Annotated in this window: 12 protein-coding genes and 1 tRNA gene; 8 read left to right on the top strand and 5 right to left on the bottom strand. The window is 65.7% G+C overall.

Going from position 1 to position 19,155, the window contains the following annotated elements; translation table 11 throughout:
- Positions 1–18 precede the first annotated feature (18 nt).
- The 6 genes from H3H45_RS05610 to H3H45_RS05635 all read left to right on the top strand — a co-directional run bounded on the left by H3H45_RS05610 (position 19) and on the right by H3H45_RS05635 (position 14,670).
- A complete protein-coding gene (locus H3H45_RS05610) occupies positions 19–1,383 on the top strand; it encodes a spinster family MFS transporter (RefSeq protein WP_182832726.1) in 1,365 nt (454 codons plus the stop codon).
- A 421-nt stretch (positions 1,384–1,804) separates the two neighbouring features.
- Positions 1,805–3,628, top strand: a complete 1,824-nt coding sequence (locus tag H3H45_RS05615) for a DUF1302 domain-containing protein (protein ID WP_182832727.1) — start codon at positions 1,805–1,807, stop codon at positions 3,626–3,628.
- A gap of 18 nt (positions 3,629–3,646) precedes the next feature.
- Entirely contained in the window at positions 3,647–5,014 is a 1,368-nt protein-coding gene (locus tag H3H45_RS05620; RefSeq protein WP_182832728.1) for a DUF1329 domain-containing protein, read from the top strand.
- Positions 5,015–5,150: 136 nt separating this feature from the next.
- Complete coding sequence (locus H3H45_RS05625; RefSeq protein ID WP_182832729.1) at positions 5,151–7,763, top strand: LuxR C-terminal-related transcriptional regulator; 2,613 nt, start codon at positions 5,151–5,153, stop codon at positions 7,761–7,763.
- A gap of 566 nt (positions 7,764–8,329) precedes the next feature.
- On the top strand, positions 8,330–12,298 hold the full coding sequence (locus tag H3H45_RS05630; protein WP_182832730.1) for a hypothetical protein: 3,969 nt from the start codon (positions 8,330–8,332) through the stop codon (positions 12,296–12,298).
- Between the two features lie 17 nt (positions 12,299–12,315).
- Complete coding sequence (locus H3H45_RS05635; RefSeq protein WP_182832731.1) at positions 12,316–14,670, top strand: Hint domain-containing protein; 2,355 nt, start codon at positions 12,316–12,318, stop codon at positions 14,668–14,670.
- Between the two features lie 69 nt (positions 14,671–14,739).
- On the opposite strand, the gene H3H45_RS05640 is transcribed toward H3H45_RS05635, so the two are convergent.
- The 4 genes from H3H45_RS05640 to H3H45_RS05655 all read right to left on the bottom strand — a co-directional run bounded on the left by H3H45_RS05640 (position 14,740) and on the right by H3H45_RS05655 (position 16,985).
- A tRNA-Arg gene (locus H3H45_RS05640) sits at positions 14,740–14,816 on the bottom strand.
- 64 nt (positions 14,817–14,880) lie between these two features.
- Entirely contained in the window at positions 14,881–15,045 is a 165-nt protein-coding gene (locus H3H45_RS05645; protein WP_173210493.1) for a rubredoxin, read from the bottom strand.
- Complete coding sequence (locus tag H3H45_RS05650; protein ID WP_182832732.1) at positions 15,042–15,767, bottom strand: NAD(P)H-dependent oxidoreductase; 726 nt, start codon at positions 15,765–15,767, stop codon at positions 15,042–15,044. The genes H3H45_RS05645 and H3H45_RS05650 overlap by 4 nt, the downstream gene beginning before the upstream one ends.
- A gap of 150 nt (positions 15,768–15,917) precedes the next feature.
- On the bottom strand, positions 15,918–16,985 hold the full coding sequence (locus tag H3H45_RS05655) for a fatty acid desaturase (RefSeq protein WP_182832733.1): 1,068 nt from the start codon (positions 16,983–16,985) through the stop codon (positions 15,918–15,920).
- On the opposite strand from H3H45_RS05655, the gene H3H45_RS05660 reads away from it, so the two are divergent.
- Both H3H45_RS05660 and H3H45_RS05665 read left to right on the top strand, forming a co-directional pair.
- Complete coding sequence (locus tag H3H45_RS05660) at positions 16,984–17,163, top strand: hypothetical protein (protein WP_182832734.1); 180 nt, start codon at positions 16,984–16,986, stop codon at positions 17,161–17,163. The genes H3H45_RS05655 and H3H45_RS05660 overlap by 2 nt on opposite strands.
- Positions 17,156–18,166, top strand: coding sequence for an AraC family transcriptional regulator (locus tag H3H45_RS05665; RefSeq protein WP_182832735.1), 1,011 nt, complete (start codon positions 17,156–17,158; stop codon positions 18,164–18,166). Before H3H45_RS05660 ends, H3H45_RS05665 begins: the two co-directional genes overlap by 8 nt.
- Before the next feature lie 7 nt (positions 18,167–18,173).
- On the opposite strand, the gene H3H45_RS05670 is transcribed toward H3H45_RS05665, so the two are convergent.
- On the bottom strand, positions 18,174–19,067 hold the full coding sequence (locus H3H45_RS05670; protein ID WP_182832736.1) for a LysR family transcriptional regulator: 894 nt from the start codon (positions 19,065–19,067) through the stop codon (positions 18,174–18,176).
- Between the last annotated feature and the right edge of the window lie 88 nt (positions 19,068–19,155).

The raw sequence follows: 19,155 nt of genomic DNA on the forward strand, positions 1-19,155 counted from the left end.
CGTCGAGGAAGCATGCCAATGCCCAACAACAATAATGGCTACCCCTCCAGTTTGTCCGCCTGGACCACTGTGGTCATCCTGATGGTGGCCTATGTGCTGTCCTTCATCGACCGGCAGATTCTCAACCTGCTGGTGGAGCCGATCCGCCGTGACCTGGTGATCAGCGACACGCAGATGAGCCTGCTGATGGGCCTGTCTTTCGCGCTGTTCTACACCATCTGTGGCATCCCCCTCGGGCGCCTGGCCGATACCCGCAGCCGCCGCGGTCTGATCGCCATCGGCGTGCTGTTCTGGAGTGCGGCCACGGCCGCCTGTGGCATGGCCAAGCTGTACTGGCAGTTCCTCATCTGTCGCATCGGCGTTGGTGTGGGCGAGGCGGCGCTGTCGCCGGCGGCCTATTCGCTGATTGCCGACAGCTTCCCGGCGGAGCGCCGGGCCACCGCTATCAGCGTCTATTCGATGGGCGTCTACCTCGGTTCCGGCATCGCCTTCCTGCTCGGCGGTCTGGTGATCCAGTTCGCCTCGGCCCAGGGTGACCTGGTGCTACCGGTGCTCGGCGAGGTACGGCCGTGGCAGCTGATCTTCCTCATTCTCGGCGCTGCCGGTGTGCTGTTCACCCTGCTCATGCTCGCCGTGCGCGAGCCGGTGCGGCGTGGCGTGGGCGCCGGGGTGGCGGTGCCGCTGGCCGAGGTCGGCCGCTATATCCGCAGCAACCGGCGCACCGTGCTGTGCCACAACTTCGGCTTCGCCGGCCTGGCCTTCGCCGGTTACGGCAGTGCGGCCTGGATCCCGAGTTTCTTCATCCGCACCTACGGCTGGGATGCCGGCCAGGTGGGCATCGTCTACGGCAGCATCGTCGCCGTGTTCGGTTGCCTGGGTATCGTCTGTGGCGGGCGCCTGGCCGACCGGCTGGTCAAGCGCGGGCACAGCGACGCCAATATGCGCGTCGGCCTGATCGCCGCCCTCGGCGCGCTGCCGCTGGTGGTGCTGTTCCCGCTGATGGGCAATGCGCTGTGGGCTTCGATCCTGCTGGCACCAACGGTATTCTTCCTGAGCATGCCGTTTGGCGTGGCGCCGGCGGCGATCCAGGAAATCATGCCCAACTCGATGCGCGGCCAGGCCTCGGCCATCTACCTGTTCGTCATCACCCTGATCGGCCTGGGGATCGGGCCGACGGCGGTGGCGCTGGTGACCGACTTCGTCTTTGCCGATGACAAGGCGCTGCGCTACTCGCTGCTGATCGTCACCACGCTGGCGGTGCTGGCCTCGGTGGTGCTGCTGTGGATGAGCCTCAAGCCCTATCGCGAGAGCCTGCTGCGCCTGCAGCAGTGGGTGCCTGCACAGGCCGCCGACACTAGCCTGGCGCAGCCGAAGATCGCCTGATCGGCGATCCGTTTTCCGCTGCCGAAGCCCCGCCTTGTGCGGGGCTTTTTCTTGTTGATGCCCTCTGTAGTGCACTTATGAGCAGGCTTTAGTGGACGCGGATTGATCCGCGCTAAACAGGCCGCTCAGCGCTGCTCCTGATCGCGAATGAATGCGCGCCCACAAAAGCCTGAAGGCCGCAACCGCATGCGCTCGGGCATGGTCCTGGTGCACCCGTTGGTGCCGCGCGGCGGATGACCACTCATACCCGCCGCGCCTGCCTGATGGCCGATTATTCATCGCCGTGTTGATGGCTGGCGGGCCCGCCAAATGCCGCCATTCATCCTTTCGAGCGACAGTGCGAATCCCACCTTGGAGCGCTTATCCGACTGTCATCCCATCAGTAGCGTGCAGGCAGTTCCAACCCACATCGGAGAGCCGCATGACAACAACAAAAAGGCCCGGAATCTTCCAGCCACGCACTTTGGCCGTCGCCATCGCCCTGGGCCTCGCTGCCCCGGCACATGCCGTCACGTTCAACATCGGTGAGATCGAAGGCCAGTTCGACTCGGCCCTTTCGGTCGGCGCCAGCTGGTCGATGGACTCGCCGGACCAGAAGCTGATCGGTTCCGCCAACGGCGGCAGCGGCTTCACCCAGACCGGCGACGATGGTCGGCTGAACTTCAAGAAGGGCGAGACCTTCTCGAAGATCTTCAAGGGCATCCACGACCTCGAACTGCAGTACGGCGACAGCGGCGTATTCGTGCGTGGCAAGTACTGGTACGACTTCGAATTGAAGGACGAGCAGCGCCTGTTCAAGGACATCGACGACCACAACCGCAAGGAAGGCGCGCAGTCGTCCGGGGCGCAGATCCTCGACGCGTTCTTCTACCACAACTACAACCTGGCCGAGCTGCCGGGTACCTTCCGCGTGGGCAAGCAGGTGGTCAGTTGGGGCGAGAGCACCTTCATCGGCAACAGCATCAACTCAATCAACCCGATCGATGCTGCCGCCTTCCGCCGCCCCGGCGCGGAAATCAAGGAAGGCCTGATCCCGGTCAACATGCTCTACCTGTCGCAGAGCCTGACCGACCAGCTCAGCGTCGAAGGTTTCTACCAGCTGGAGTGGGACCAGACGGTGGCCGACAACTGCGGCACCTTCTTCTCGTCCAGTGACGTAGCGGCCGACGGCTGTGCCGACAACTACAACATCCTCGGTGCCGACTCGGTCGCGACCCTGCTGGGGCTGCAGTCGACCCTCGCCAGCCTGGGCGTGACGGTCGAGCCGGAAGGCCTGCTGGTAGCGCGCGGCGGTGACCGCGATGCCCGCGACTCCGGCCAGTGGGGCCTGGCCCTGCGCTGGCTGGGCGATGAAACCGAGTACGGCGCCTACGCGCTCAACTACCACAGCCGCACTCCCAGCGCCGGCTTCACCACCGCCAGCTCGGCGCAGATCCTTAACGCGTTCTCGGTTGCCGGCGGCGCGCTGGCCCAGCCGATTTTGCTGGGTAACGGCGAGTACTTCCTGGAGTACCCGGAAGATATCCGCCTGTACGGTTTGAGCTTCTCCACCACCTTGCCCACCGGCACCGCCTGGGCTGGCGAGATCAGCTACCGGCCGAACATGCCGCTGAGCATCAACGGCACCGACATGACCGGCAAGCTGGCCACCGTACCGGCCGGCGCATTCGCCGGAGCCGGTGGTGGCGCGACCGGGGTGGCGGCGGCCATGGCCCAGGGCGACCAGTACATCAAGGGCTACAACCGCAAGGAAGTGACCCAGCTGCAGACCAGCTTCACCCACTTCTTCGACCAGGTGATGGGCGCCGACCGCCTGACCCTGGTCGGTGAAGTCGGCCTGACCGCCATCGGTGGCCTGGAGAGCCGCGATGAAGTGGCCTATGGCCGCGACTCGATCTACGGCTCGCCGCACGGCACCGCCGCCTCCAACCTGGAGGCACTGGACGCATACGGCACCCACGGCTTCTACACCAACAACTCCTGGGGCTATCGCGCCCGGGCGATCTGGGACTACAGCAACGTGTTCGCCGGGGTCAACCTCAAGCCCAACCTGTCCTGGTCGCATGACGTCGACGGCTACGGCCCGGTGTTCAACGAAGGCGCCAAGGCGGTCAGCGTCGGCCTGGATGCCGAGTACCGCAACACCTACAGCGCCAGTCTGTCGTACACCGACTTTTTCGACGGTGATTACAACGTCGCCACCGACCGCGACTTCCTCGCCCTCAGCTTCGGCGTGAACTTCTAAGACGGGATCCTGCACATCATGAAAACAACCATGCACCTGATCTCCACCCTGACCCTGTCCCTGCTGGCGGGCAGCGTCCTGGCGGCGGTTTCCCCCGAGCAAGCGGCCAAGCTCGGCAGCAGCCTGACCCCGCTGGGCGCCGAGCGCGCCGGCAACGCCGACGGCAGCATTCCCGAGTGGAACGGCGGCCTGGCCAAGAATGCGGCGGCCGTGGATGGTCGCGGCTTTCTCGGCGACCCCTTCGCTGGCGAGCAGCCGCTGTTCACCATTACCGCGCAGAACCTGGAGCAGTACCAGGGCAAGCTCAGCGAAGGTCAGCTGGCGATGTTCAAACGCTACCCGGACAGCTACAAGATGCTGGTCTATCCGACCCATCGCACGGCCGCCGTGCCGGATGAGGTGAATGCAGCGGCCAAGCGCAGCGCGCTGAATACCGAGCTGGTGGAGGGTGGCAACGGCCTGAAGAATTTCGCCGACAGCCGCTACTACGCCTTCCCGATTCCGCAGAATGGCCTGGAAGTGGTGTGGAATCACATCACCCGCTACCGCGGTGGCAACCTGCGCCGCAGCATCGTCCAGGCCACTCCGCAGACCAATGGCGACTTCACCCTGGTGCACTTCGAGGACGAAGTGGCGATGCCGACGATGATGCCCGGCCTCGATCCGGACAAGGCGGCCAATGCCCTGCTGTTCTTCAAGCAGCGCGTCACCGCGCCGTCGCGCCTGGCCGGCAACGTGCTGCTGGTGCACGACTCGCTCGACCAGATCCGCGAGCCGCGCATGGCCTGGGTCTACAACGCCGGCCAGCGCCGCGTGCGCCGTGCCCCGCAGGTGGCCTATGACGGCCCGGGTACCGCCGCCGACGGCCTGCGCACCTCGGACAACTTCGACATGTACAACGGTGCCCCCAACCGTTACGACTGGAAGCTGGTGGGCAAGCGCGAGCTGTACATCCCCTACAACAACTTCAAGCTGGCCTCACCCGAGGTGAAGTACGCCGACATCCTCCAGGCCGGGCATACCAACCAGGAGCTGGCGCGCTACGAGCTGCACCGGGTCTGGGAAGTCGAGGCCACGCTGAAGGCCGGCGAGCGCAATATCTACGCCAAGCGCCGCTTCTTCATCGACGAAGACACCTGGCAGATTGCCGTCTCCGAGCACTACGACGGACGCGGCCAGCTGTGGCGTGTCGGCCAGGCCATGCTCATGCAGCAGTTCGAGGTGCAGGCGCCGGTGTATGCCTTCGAGGCCCTGTATGACGTGATCGTCGGCCGTTACCTGGCCATCGGCATGGCCAACGAAGAGAAACGCTCGATCCAGTACGGCACTGCCGCCGCGGCCATCGACTTCACCCCGGCCGCCCTGCGCAACGCCGGCGTGCGCTGAGTTCCAGCGCCACGTTGCTCTCTTGAGGCGACCCCTGTGGTCGCCTTTTTTATCGGCTTGTCCCGAGAGCCAATGGATCTTGGTTAAGATCGACCCTAGCCCGCCGAACAATCATAAGAAAGTCGAGGCCAGTCCCATGCCCCACAAGGTCCGTGCCCTGCATGTCGCGCCCCGGCCTGCACTGCTCGATGTCGTCCTGCCGCGCCTGCCGGCGGCCCATCTGGCGCGCCCGCGGCTGGCCCAGGCGCTGCTGGCCAGCGATTGCCGGCTGACCCTGCTGTGCGCCCCGGCCGGCTTCGGCAAGAGCGTGCTGTTCAACGAATGCGTGCGCCAGTTGCCCAGCGGCACGCGCCTGGTCTGGCTCGATCTGCTCGGCCATGCCCTGAGCCCTGCTGAACTGCTCGGCCGCCTGGCTGCCGCCCTGCACCTAATTCCCGGCGAAGGCGCGGCGGATGTCGAGCTGGGCAGCCTGCTCAGTCGCGTCGAACAGCCGCTGTGGATCGTCCTCGACGACTACCCCCGACAGCCCTGTGCCGAGCTGGACGCCTGTCTCGATCGCCTGCTGGAGCGCGCCCCGCACACTCTGCGCTGGTGGATCAACGGCCGTCGCCGCCCAGCCTGGAACCTGCCGCGTCTGCTGCTGCAGGGCGATCTGCTGGAGCTAGACGGCCAGGCCCTGGCGCTGCGCGAAGAGGAGCTGCACGGCCTGCTGCAGCAACGCCAGCTGGCGCTGCCCGGCGAACTCAGCCAACAACTGCTGCACAACAGCGAAGGCTGGCTGGCCGGTGTCTGCCTGCTGCTGATCCAGGGCACGGCGCAGAACCTGCCCGAGCGCCTCGCTGCGGGTAGCGCGTTGCTGCAGGAATACATCGAGCGCGAAGTGCTCAACGGCCTGCCCGAGGCACTCAAGCGTGCGTTGCTGGTGCTGGCGCATATCCCGCGTTTTTCCGCCGAACTTTGCGCGCACCTGCTTGACGGTGAGGACGCCGCCGGGCTGCTCGCCGAGCTGCACCAGCGCCAGTTGTTCCTCCACGGCCTGGACAGCTGCGGCGAGTGGTTTCGCCTGTGGCGGCCGCTGGCGGCCATGCTCCGGCGCCATAGCCCGGTGCCGCTGCAGGCGCATGTACGGGCCTGCCAGTGGTTTGCCGCCCGTGGCGATGTGCGTGCAGCGGTGGAACATGCGCTGTGGGCCGAACAGCCCGAGGTGGCGGCCAACTTCCTCCAGCAATACGGCCAGGAGCAACTGCTGATCGGCCAGAGCGTCGCCCAGTTCCTGCACTGGCGCGACGAGCTGCCGGCCAGCCTGTTTGCCAGCACGCCACGCCTGATCACCCTGCAGGCCTGGGCCCTGATCATCTGTGCCCGCCTCGACGAGGTAGATGGCTGCCTGGCCCAGCTGGCGCGCTTCCTGCCGCAGCCCGATGCTCATCGCCAGCAGCAGTGGCTGGCCCAGTACCAGGCCATCCAGGGCGTGCTGCAACGCCAACGCGGCCTGCGCAGCGCCCGTGAACATTGCCTGCAGGCGTTGGCGGTATTGGCGCCGACGGCCTGGTCGCAGCATGTGCTGTGCTACCAGGCGCTGTCCCAGCAGGCCATGGCCGAGAACGATCTGCCAGCGGCCCAGCAGTACAGCCAGGAAGGCCTGCGCCTGGCCCGCGAGCAGGGCAGCGTGCTGTTCGAAGCGCTGCTCAGCGTCGACCGCATCCATCTGCTGGGCCTGCTCGGCGAGGGCGAGCGCGCCAGCGAACAGGTCGAGCAATCGCTGCAGCACCTGCAGCAGGCGGGCTTGCAGGGCCCGGTGCTGGCGCGCCTGCTGTTGCTGCGCGGCAGCCTGCTGGCCGGCCAGGGCGCCCGCCAGCAGGCCGAGGCCGCCTATGCCGCCGGCCTGCGCGAAGCCGAGGACTGCACCGACGCCTATGTCCTGTTTGCCTACCAGGGCCTGGCTCTGCTGGCCGCCGAGCGGGGTGACTTCATCCGCGCGCAGCAACTGCTGCGCAAGGCCGAGCGGCAGATGCAGTGGCAGCATGTGCCGGCGGTACGCTATCGCGGCGTGCTGCAGATGGTGGCGGGGCAGTTGAGCCTGTTGCAGAGCGATGCCGAGCAGGCCCGTGAGCACTTCCTGCAGGTCCAGCAACGCCTGCAGGCCGACGATCTGCTGGCACCTTCCGGCTTTTACGACCTGCCGCTGCGCAGTCGCCTGGCCCTGGCCCAGGCCGAGCTGGCGCTGGGCCGGCCGCTGGAGGCCATCGCCGCCTTGCGCAGTCTGCTCCAGGACAGCCAGCAGCAGGGCCATCGCAGCCTGGTTTGCGAATGCCGCTGCAGCCTGGTCGAAGCCCTGCTCCAGGCCGGGCAGGACGCGGCCGCCCAGCTCGAAGCCCAGTCCGCCCTGCAGGATGTCGAGCGCCAGCAGTTGCTGCGCCCGCTGCAGGCCTTGCATGTCCGGCAAACGGTCTGGTTGCTGCGTAACCTGCCGGTGCTGGCCGAGCCGCACTGGCAGGCCAGGCTGCACCCCGAGGGCACGCAGGCGTCTGCGCGGGCAGTGGAAACCAGCGAATCCCTGCTCAGCAAACGCGAGGAAGCGGTGCTCGGCCTGATCGCTCAGGGCTGCTCCAACCAGCAGATCGCCGAGCAGCTGTACATCTCCCTGCACACGGTGAAAACCCATGCGCGGCGGATCAACGTCAAACTTGGTGTCGAGCGCCGCACCCAGGCGGTGGCGCGGGCCAAGGCGCTGGGCTGGATGGCCTAGGGGCGAAACCAAACGCTTCTAACAAGCTTGGCGTTATCGTCAATCCGTCTAGCGATTCAGGGGTGGGCTTGCAGGCCAGGCGGGTCGCCACCTGCAGCCGCCAGGCCGCTGTTCAGGGGGCGCTTGAGGCTGGTGCCGCAGCACGTTTTGGCAGAGCTGCAATGCCCGTTGCAGAGCGGCTGGCTGAAAATACAAGGCGCTTATCCGGGTATATCCGTCTGCAGCGCAGCAGGCTTGACGCTGCGCTTCTTTCAACTAAACCGATGTACTACGGCGCTCCAGGGGACTGGCAGTCGCTCACTCGACTCAAGCGGCAGCCGCCACGGGATGCCAGGGTCGGGGTACAAGGAGTTTGCTGGGTGAAAGGACGCCATATTTCCGCATTACCTGTCTAGGTTCGATCTGCCCCTTCATCTGCCGTTGCATCTGTCACTGAGCCTGCGTGTCATCGCGGGTCGCCGTTGTGCACCTCCTTGTCTGGTTTGCGCCCTGGTCACTGCCAGAGCTGCATGCGCCCAGTTGGCTATCTGCGCTGGGCGCCCACACATCTGCTAGGAGGTTATGCAATGAAAGGGATCAACAAAAGCGAGCTGGCCCGTCTGCAACTGCGCACCCGCAGGGCCATCAATCCACAGCACAGCCATTTCAGTGCGCTGCTCGCCGCGCGTCACCAGTTTGCCCGCACCTATTCGATCAAGTTGCTGAACAATTTCGTCGGCAGCAGTGCGCTGGACTTCGAGCTGCTGACGCTGCTCACCCCCGCGCCCCAGGATCGCAGCCAGGATCACCTGCTGCTCGGCGACCAGCCGATCGCGCGCCAGGCCTCGACCTGGGACCCGCACAACCATGTGCTGAGCTGGCATCAGGGCAGTGGTGCCGAGGCCATCTCCGGGCGCATCGAGCTGCTGCCGGACGACAGCAAGGGCTATGGCTACATCAACCGCGGCGACGCGCATTTCTCCGTGGAAATCGACCTCAAGCCGGTGTCCTACACCTGCGCCGTATCGGCCAACGCCGGCCAGTACGTGTCCGGCGATGCCAGCGGGCCGAAGCTGAACTGGGACGTGAACTCCACGGATTGGAAGAACGCGACCTGGATCGACAGTGCCCTGCGCTTCACCTACGGCCTTACCGACAACGGCCCGTTCATCGGCCAGCCCGACCCGAACGTGCTGGTGGAGTTCTCCGACCTGCAGACCCATACCGACTGGGCGCCGCAACCGGACTACGACTTCACCCTGCTGCTGACCCCGGAATTCCGCCTGATCTTCAGCGCCAACCAGGGCGTCACCCCGGACGCCGACGACCGTGGCAGCAGCCCGGTGAAAAGCGTGTTCCCCTACCAGATGGCCTTCACCTTTGACGGCTTCGCCAGCAGCTTCGAGGGCGCCTATCTGATCGGGGAAAACACCATTCTCGGCGTGCCCTACGCCGTGCGCGGGGTGGTCGACAACCCGGCCATCGCCGGGTTCTACGGCCTGATCGACCACCACAGCGGCCAACACCGCGGCCTGGTGCTGGTGCGCAACGGCCAGTTGGTGATCGATGGTGAGCCCGTTGCCGGCTCCAAAGTCCAGGGCAATCGCCTTAGCTGGCAGGGCCTCAGCGGCGCCCAGGCACAAGCCAGCGGCCTGAGCAGCGATGGTCACCTGGAGTTCTCCGGCAACGGCGAGCAGATTCTCAACGGCAGCCACGGCGGGGTCGGCAAGCGCCACTGCGCGGCCTCGCTGATTCGCCTGGCCGACAACCTCAGCGCGCCGCAGGCCAGCCTGCGCCAGACCATCAGCACCACCCGCAGCGCCCTGCACAGCCAGCTGCTGGGCGACACTGCGCTGAACATCCACACCCTGCTCGGCATGTCGCCGTTCCAGCAGACCACGGTCGACGACCACGGCGTGCCGAAGAAGGTCTGGAGCGAGGTGGTGCGCGACAACTCGATGCAGGACTTCTACCTGATCCTGCAGTACTACATGGACCCGGAGCTGCGCAGCGAATTTATCTCGCCCAACCCGCCGGTACTCTCCTCCGCGCTGAAGAATATCGCCGCGATCAAGGGCGCCGACGGGCAACTGCCCCAGGACTGGTACAAGAGCCTCAGCGTGGCCTACCTGAGCAGCGCCCTGGCACATACCGACGACCCAGGCGCGCCCTACCTGAACGGCGACCGCGCCGGCAAATGGCTGTCCCAGCAGGTCGCTGCGGATCAGGTGTACCAGGCCCAGGCACCGCAGCTGTACGCCAACCGTTGGCTGATGCAGTTCCCCGATACCGCGCTGTTCACCCAGGATCAGATCAACAACAACGGCCAGTACGTGCCGCTGATCGACCAGGACCTGACCGGCTGGATCGCGCAGATTCGTGCCACCGTCACCGGTAGCCAGGAGCAGATCGACGACCTGGTGAAGATGGTCACCGAGGCGGCCACCAAGGGCAAACAGAGCCTGTACTGGGCCTACCTGATGTTCCGCTACTCGACCCAGCCGTCGGCCCTCAACTACCTGCGCATGATCTCGATGAACAGCAACACCGGCCTGGATGGCTCGGCCTTCGCCCAGCGCGTGCAGACCAACCTGGCCGTGCTCAACGTGCTCGATCCCAGCGGGTTCTTCTGCAACCAGTACACCCAGGTGATCCAGACCTTCCAGATCGGCAATATCCTGCCGACGCTGATCGACTTCAGCGGCAACCTCGACGAATACGAGTACTCCGTCAACCAGATCATCAGCGCGTTCATCAAGCAGTACGGCAGCTCCACCGATCCACAGATCCAGAAGATGATCGAGGAGCTTCGCGAAGCCCAGGCGCAGGGGCAGGTGCGCGAGGTGCTCGACACCTTCGCCAGCCTGTCCGCCACCTTCGCCGGCATCTACGAGTGGGAACAGCTGGCCGGCAAGTTCGCCGCCTCCTGGCCCATCAGCAGCAAGATCTCCCTCGGCCTGGCCAAGGCCATCACCCTGGCCGCCGCTTCCGTGGGGATCGCCGCCTTCGTCTTCGGCGTGATGGACTGGAAGAAACTCGACGCGGCGCAACAGGCCCAGGTGATCATCGGCGGCACGCAGGTGTTCGCCCAACTGCTCGGCACCGTGCTGCGCAAGGGCACCGCCTACACCACCATCTTCCGCACGGAAAATACCTGGGGCTCGTTCTTCAAGAGCGTCTGGAGCAACGATGTGCTGGAGCTGGCCAACACCCGTGGCAGCAACGGCTTTTCGCGCTGGCTGGTGCGCGATGCTTCGCTGGAGGCCAAGCTGCTCGTCGCTGGCGCGGAAGAAGACCTGGGCGTCGTGGCGAAGATCTTCGGCCGCAACCTCGACGAGTTCATCGCCACCCGTCTCGGCGCGCTGTTCGCAGTGGCCAACATCGTCCTCAGCGCCATCGCCATCGCCAACTCGGAGTCCGATCTGGAAACCGCCGGCAACGCGCTATTGCTGGCCTCGGCCTCGCTGGAGCTGATCGCCATCCTCGGCGAGTGGGGCTTGGGTGCCTTCGGCATCGAGGCCATCGGCGGCCTGGCGGTGGCCTCCATCGCCTCCGGGGTGGCGGTGCTGGCGGCCTTTGCGGCGATTGCCGGGGCGATCATCCTGCTGGTGCTGGCCTTTCGTCCGCAGAAATCGCCGATCCAGAAGTTCGCCGAAGACCAGGCTAAGAAAGCCGGTTTCTACATGGAAGACAAAGCTTCCATCGATGCCCTCAACATCACCGGCAGCACCACCAATCAGACCTCGCCGAAGCTGGTCGGCATCGCCCTGCAGTACAACGCCAGCTACCAGCAGACCCTGACCTTCAATAACGATGGCTCGCTGACCATCGGCGCGCAGAAGCTGGACTTCAGCACCGACTTCTTCCTCGGTTCCGATGCCCTCGGCCGCGCCACCCTCTCTACCCTGCTGGCAGAGGGCGGCGAGACGGTCAACAACACGCCGCGGCAGAAGCTGGTGAGCATCACCCTGGACGACAACCAGCTGCTCAGCGCCGTGCCGCCAATCAGCGATGCGAAGAAAACCAGTCAGCAATTGTGGGCCAGCGAGTATGTCGGCAGCCCGCAGTTCGACAGCCAGGGCGCGCTGGTGGCGGCGCAGTTCCGCTTCTACAACTGCTACTGGAACGACCAGGGCAAGAAGCTCTATCTCAACAGCGACGGCAAAACGGTGTCCGCCGGCGGCAGCGGTACGGCCTGGACGGTGGCCCTCACCACCATGGCGCCCAATCTGTTGGCGATGGGCAACTTCAACCTGTGGGACTACAACCGCGACCAGCGCAACACCCCGTACCTGGGGCAGCCCGGCAGCGCGCCGCGTACCTGGAAAATCGACCCGGCGCTGCCGAGCTTCCTGCAGTTCGACTTGGCCACTGGTGCCATCTCGCAGAAAACTGGCGTGACGCCCAGCAGTATGGCGGCGAAGAGCTACACGCTCAGCGTCTCCAATGACTACGGCAAGGCCGAGTGCAGTTTCTCGATCCGGGTGCAGGTCTACGTCCAGCCGGTTTACCCACACCTGCGGGCCGATGATGACCTGCAATTCGCCGTAGCCTGACCAGGGGGGTCGCCACCATGTCCAATGATCCTGTAGAAGCGATGTTCACCGCCCTGCCCGATATCGGCGCAAACCCGGTCGGGATCCTGGCCAAGGCGGCCCTGCTCAGTCGTCTGCAAGGGGCCACGCCGGGCAAACACACCCAGCCGTGGCCCCAATCTTCCGGGCCAAGCTTTCTCGACATTTTCTTTCCCGGCTACACGCCGGCCGCCTACACCGGCAACGTCACCGGCAGTACCGGCCTGAACGATGATTTCTGGTCCGGTTTCGCCGTCGCCGCCTTGTGCCAGGCGATGTACAACATCACCTCGGGTCTGCGCCAACAGCTCAAGTCCGGGGATATCGACAACGCGGTAAACGCCTGCAACGGGCAGATCACCAACAGCGCCATGCCGCTCTATGGCGTGGCCCTACAACAGGGTTACCCCGCGTTCACCCAGGCTTACAACGACTGCCCGGACAAGGCCCAGGCGCTGGCTACCTACACTGCGCAACTGCAGAGCAGCAACTACCTCAACGCCCTGGCCGTGCAGTATCACAGCCAGGCTGGCCTGCCCAACTTCGACTGGCTGATGTGGCACCACTGGGTCAAGCTCAGCGTACTTGGCTGCGCGACCGCCACCATCAGCAGCCTCATCGGCGTGGTGAAAAGCAACCTGGCCGCGCTGCAGGTCGTGCTGCCCGGCAACGTCGATGGGGTCACCTGGCTCGCTTACAACACCTGGATGTCCACCGGTGACCCGAACCGCCGCCGACTCGACTGGAACGACATCGCCGGCGCTGCACGGGGCGGCATCCTGGCACAGGTCTGTACGGCCTACCCCGGCTCGTACATGCCTTCGTGCATGAACGAGGAGAACTCCTACGAGTTCACCGCCAATGGTCAGCCCGGCAACGGCTATCGGGATTCCGGCGGTGGCGGCTGTTGCTTCGCCGCCGGCACCGGTGTGCTGTTGGCCGACGGCAGTGAACGCGCGATCGAAACCCTGCGCCCCGGCGACCAGTTGGCCACCACCGCCGGACCACGTCGCCTGGCCTTGGTCGCCCAGCCGTTTCGCGCCGGGCGCGCGCTGTACCGCATCGACGAGCTGCCCATTCAGATGACTGCCACCCATCCGTTCCTGCGCTTTCCCCAGGCGGATCAGCCCACCCTGGTCAGTATCGACCCGCTGCAACTGAGTGCGCGCATTCCTGGCCTAGCCGTACTGGGTATCGCTCCGCTGAGCAGCGGCAGCACGCTGCTGCGTATCGCCAACCACAGCGCGCAGCCTTATCCGGTCACCCAGGTGCACTGTCTGCCCGGCAGCGGCAACGCCGACGAGCGCCTCTACGACCTGCTGCTGGAACCTGGCGCGGAAATGGCCGGCTACCTGGTCGGCGGCAACGGCACCTATCTGGCCGTCAGTGCGGAAATACCCGATATCAGCGCCCACGCCGAGATCGCCCCCGGCTTCTTCGCGCTCGCGCAGCGCCTCTACGATGAGTTGCACAGCGATATCGCCAGCTTGTCCCAGGCCAGCCTTGCGCCCATCCTCGAACACCTGGCTCTGAGTCTGCACAGCCAACTGCTGCCCACCGCTCTGCAGCAGGCGCGCAACCAGCCCCAGGCAGCCCTGCTGCGCAGCACGCCAGCACTGGATATCCACAGCGCCACCAGTGCGTTCTTCAGCCTGCTTGCCCAACCACCCGGTCCGGCCCTGCGCGCCAGCGCCGCGGGCAGCTCGTTCAACTGGCAACTCAACCTGCTCACCGAGCAACTGCTGGGCAATCTCGGCGAATCGCTACTGGCCCAGTTGGCCCTGGGCTGGCGCGAACCCGGCGACGCCACAGGCGACACCCTGGCAGTCACGCTGTTCGGGGTCAGCCTGCTCAACGGCCAGGCCTTCGCCGACAGCCCAGGCCCTTTCAACCTGAGCCTCGGCGAGCAGCACTACCAGCTGGAAGAGTGCGGCCAGCGACCCTCCAGTGCCTTTACCCGACACGTCGACCAGGTGCTCTATTGCCCACTGGCGAGCCGCGGCGAACTGGCGGAAAAACTGACGCTGACCTGCCAGGATGGCGCGGGCAACTCGCTTAGCGCGCAGGTCTATCTGCCGGAGCGCCTGGAAACCGGCTGGCGCAGCTGCGAAGGCCTGCTGCGCGATGTCCAGGGCGCCATTGCCGGTACCTGTCGTCTCGACCTGCGCCTGCTCGGCCGCGCCGCCATCGAGCGCGAGCAGCAACGCAAGGAGCACTGGGATCAAGCCCAGGCCGAGGCCTACCTGCACAGCCTGGTACAGGCCGTCCTGGCGGAGCTGCCCAACCAGTTGCAGGCCTTCCAGGCCCAGCAGGCGGCCAAGGCAGGCGGCAAGCGCAACGGCGCCGGGCAATAGGCCAAGCGCCACCGCAGAAACGCCGAAGGCCCCGGGCTTGCGCCACGGGGCCTTCGTTTTATTGCAGTCTGGCGCACCAGGCGGGATTCGAACCCACGACCCCTGCCTTCGGAGGGCAGTACTCTATCCAGCTGAGCTACTGGTGCGTTGCGGGGCGCAATCATACGCATCCGTCGCGCGGGCGTCCATGCGGGCCGTCGGGCCTTTTGTTCAGAGTTCCTGCATGACGAAGTCGGCCTTGCTCACCCCGCAGTCGGGGCATAGCCAGTCGTCCGGCACTTCGGCCCAGGGCGTGCCGGCGGGGATGCCGTCGTTGGGCCAGCCGCTGGCTTCGTCGTAGATCAGGCCGCAGATGATGCAGATCCAGGTCTTCATGCCGGTACCCGCTCTCTATTGTTCAACGGCTGCAGCTGACGGTCGAAGTCGGCTAGCGACGGGAATGCCAGCGGCTCGACTGTGTCCAGGCGCCGCAGGTAGTCGCGGTACTGTTCGAGGATTTCCTCGCGGCTGTCTGCGCTGACATAAGGCACGTGATAGGCGGCGAAGGGTGGCAGCACGCTGAGCCCGGTGTAGGCCAGGGTGCCGCGCTGCAATGGGCGCAGCATGGGTTCCAGGTCGCCATGCACGGCGTCTTCGTCGGCGAACATATGCGCCTGGCCGCCGAGGCTGAAGCTGAGCAGCGCGCGCTTGCCGGCCAGGCCGCCGCGGTCGTAGAAGCGCAGGCCGCCGTAACAGATTCCGGATACCAGCACGCGGTCGATCCAGCCCTTGAGCATCGCCGGCACCGAGCACCAGAACAGTGGGAAGTTGAGGATCAGCAGGTCGGCCCAGAGCAGCTTGTCCAGCTCGCCGGCGATGTCTGGCGCCAGGCTGCCAGTCTTCAGCGCCTCGCGCTGTTCCAGGGCGTAGACCAGGTAATCCGGGTTGCTGCGCTGCTGGAAGTCGGTGGCGCTGGCCACCGGGTTCCAGTTCATCGCGTAGAGGTCAGAGACCTGCACGCTGTGCCCGGCCTGCTGCAGGGTGGCGACGGCGAGGTCTTTCATCGCGCTGCAGAAGGACTGCGGCTCGGGGTGGGCGTGGATGATCAGGGTGTTCATAAAGTCTTCGGAAATATAGTGGTGAGGGTTTTGCACAGCCTCTGTAGGAGCCAGCTTGCTGGCGATCCGGCTGACTGCGACCAACATCGCCAGCAAGCTGGCTCCTACAAAAAGCGCAGGTTCCTGTTGTGGGGGAGGGGAACCGAGGAATCAGGTGGTCTGTGCAGCTTCGCTGGTCGGCTTCTCTTGCGCCTGCCAGCGGTTGGCGCGGGCGAAGGTGCCGAAGTCGTTGAAGCGTACCCCGGCTTCGCGCATCAGCTGGTGCGCCAGCGGCGCGGTGAGCTGGCGGATATAGAAGGGCTCCTTGACCACGAAATGGTGGATGCCGTGGGTGCTGCCGAAGTTGCAGCAGAACGCCTGCAGCGGCCACAGCCACCAGGCATTCAGCACCTGGGTCTGCTGGATCACGTTGCCCGCTTCGATGTCGCCGTAGTAGTGCATGTTCGAGCTGATGAAGTGCAGGCAGAAGGTGCGCAGCACGTTGGGCCCGACCAGTACGACCACGGCGATGTTGACGATGTCCATCAGGCTCAGGGTGGTGGCGGACCAGGCGATCGGCGTGCCCGTGGCGCTGGCGGCGAAGTCAATCAGGTGGAAACCGAGGAACACATACCAGGTGCTCCAGTTGAGCAGGCCCAGAGGCGCGTAGCCGATCAGCGTGCGGCTGACGATCATCTTGCGGTGCGCCCAGGTCTTGGCGCGCAGGAAGCGGATCAGCGAGGACATCAGGTTGTCGCCGACCATCAGCAGGCGGGCCAGGCCCCAGGGCTCGCCATTGGTGATGGCGCGCTCCTCGATATCGGTCTCGCTGCCGGACACCTTGTGGTGGTTGAGGTGCAGGTGGCGGCGGATCCACGGGTTGATCGTGCTCGGCCGGGCCAGCCACACCAGGGCCATCATCAAATTGTGCGGCACGCGCTGCTTGCGGAAGTACATGGAGTGGATCAGGTCATGCTCCAGCTCGTGGGTCAGCGAGGCGAAGAAGGCGTTGGCCAGCAGACACGCCCACCAGGCGATGGCGCCGTCCAGGTAGAGCCAGGCACTGCCGAGCATCCCCGCCAGGGCGAAGGCCAGCATGCCGGCACCGAGGGCGTCCTGGTGCTGCAGGATGGGGTAGCGCTGGCGCAGTTCTGCGCCACGGGCCAGCACCTGGCTGCGGATATGCGCGGAGCGCTGCTGGTCATTGTGCAGGCCATGGCTTGCAGGAGTCGGGGTCATGCACGCATCCTCTTCTCTGTTCGCCGAGCGTTGCCATGCGGGGCAGCGGGTCGGCATGCGGACTGTTGTGGGGAAACGTCTGTGGCAAATCGTCCAGGCTACTGTGCGCGCCTGTCGCCGCCCTCGCCTGACCCATAACGCCAACCTGTTGACCGAGAATGCCAACCTGCATGACTGAAGCCTCCACCCTGGCCAGCTGGACCCGCGCCCTGCGTCGCCAACTCGACGGACTCGGCCTGGACAGCGCCGCGCTGTGCCGCGAGGCCGGCCTCGACCCGCAGTTGCTGGATGACCCCAACGCCCGCTATCCACTGTCGGCCACCACCCGCTTGTGGCAACTGGCCGTGGCCGCCAGTGGCGACCCGGCGCTGGGTTTGAACACCTCGCGGCATGTGGCGCCGACTACTTTCCATGCCCTGGGCATGGCGGTGATGGCCAGCGGCAGCCTGCGCGAGATCTTCGAGCGCATCGTGCGCTATCACCAGGTGGTCAGCGATGCCCTGAGCCTGGAATTGCGCGATGTTGGCGACAGCTGCGAGCTGCATTTCCGCCTGCCGCCGGGCGGTTCGCTGCCGGCACCCGAGGCCATCGATGCCTTCGCCGCCATTTACGTGCGCACCTGCCGCAATCGCCTGGGGCGCAGCTACGCGCCGCTGGCTGTGCACCTGCGCCGGCCTCCGCCGGCCGATCCGCAGCCCTGGCTGGAAGCGTTCCGCGCGCCGGTGCATTTCGCCGCGCCCGAGGACGTGCTGTGCTTCGCCCGCGCCGACCTCGACCGCCCGCTGGATGACGGTAACCCGGAGCTGGCCGCGCACAACGAGGCGGTGCTACGCAAACGTCTCGACGCCCTGCAGCCGGATACCGTCGGTCGTCGCCTGCGCCGCGCCCTGGAGCAGTGCCTGCCGAATGGCGAACCGTCCGCCGAGGTGCTGGCCCATGGTCTGCACCTGAGCCTGCGCAGCCTGCAGCGCCACCTCAGCGAGGAAGGCAGCAGCTACGAACAGGTGCTCGCCGAGACTCGCCATGCCCTGGCCGTGCAGCACCTGGGCGCAGCCGATTGCTCGATCAGTGAAGTCGCCTACCTGCTCGGTTTCGCCGACAGCAGCAGCTTCAGCCGCGCCTTCAAGCGCTGGAGCGGGCAGAGCCCCAGCCAGTATCGTGACCACCTGCAACGCGGCTGATCCGCCGCTATGCCGGATTAAGCTGGGTTTTCAGAAGGTCGCGGAAGGTCTGGATCAGCGGCTCGCGCGAGCGGCCGCGACGCAGGATCAGCGAGAACGGCGCCTGGTAACCGAAGGTCGCCGGCAGTAGCACCTTGAGCCGACCTTGCTCGACCCAGGGCTGCGCGTAGTGCTCCGGCAGGTAGCCGATATAGGCACCGGACAGTACCAGAATCAGCTGCGCCTCCATCGACTCCACCGTCGCCGCGCTGTGCTTGAAGCCATGCCGGGCCAGTTCGGCCTGGCTCCAGTAACCACGGCCGACCATGCGCTGCTGAGCGATTACTTCCTCGGGGATGCGCCGCTCACCAAACAGCGAATGCCGCTCGCTGCAATAAAGCCAGTGCTGCTCACGGTACAGCGGCTGGTAGAGCAGGCCGTTCATGCGTGTGGAAAAGGCACCGATTGCCAGATCCAGGCGGTTGTCCAGCACCGCTAGCTGCAGCTCGTAGGGGCTGGCCACCGACAGATGCAGGTGCATGGCTGGATGCTCCAGGCTGTAGGCACCGATCACCTCGGCCAGGGGCAGGGCTGGATCACTCACCGTGGAGTCCAGCACCCCGAGGTTGAGGGTGCCGCGCAGCTCGCCCTTGAGTGCTGCCGAGTAGCGCTCGAAGCCTTCCAGCTCACCGAGCAGACGCAAGGTTTCCTGGTGGAACAGCTCGCCCTTGCTGGTCAGGCTGAACCCCCCGCGGCCGCGATGGCAGAGGCTGAGACCCAATTTGCTTTCCAGCTGACTCATATAGGTACTGATCGCCGAGGTCGACAGATTGAGCTCCTGCTGAGCCGCGGCAAAACCCTGGTGGCGGACCACGCTGGCGAAAATACGCAACAGTTTCAGATCGGGCAGGGCGCTGGGCATGGCGTTCTCGTTGGCTGAAGCGGAAATCGATGGTGCGCGCGGCGCAGCCTGCGGCGTGCATCCGGGTTACCGAGGCGCCACCAGGCTG

Origin of the sequence: Aquipseudomonas guryensis (genome assembly GCF_014164785.1) — a bacterium.
GTDB lineage: Bacteria > Pseudomonadota > Gammaproteobacteria > Pseudomonadales > Pseudomonadaceae > Aquipseudomonas > Aquipseudomonas guryensis.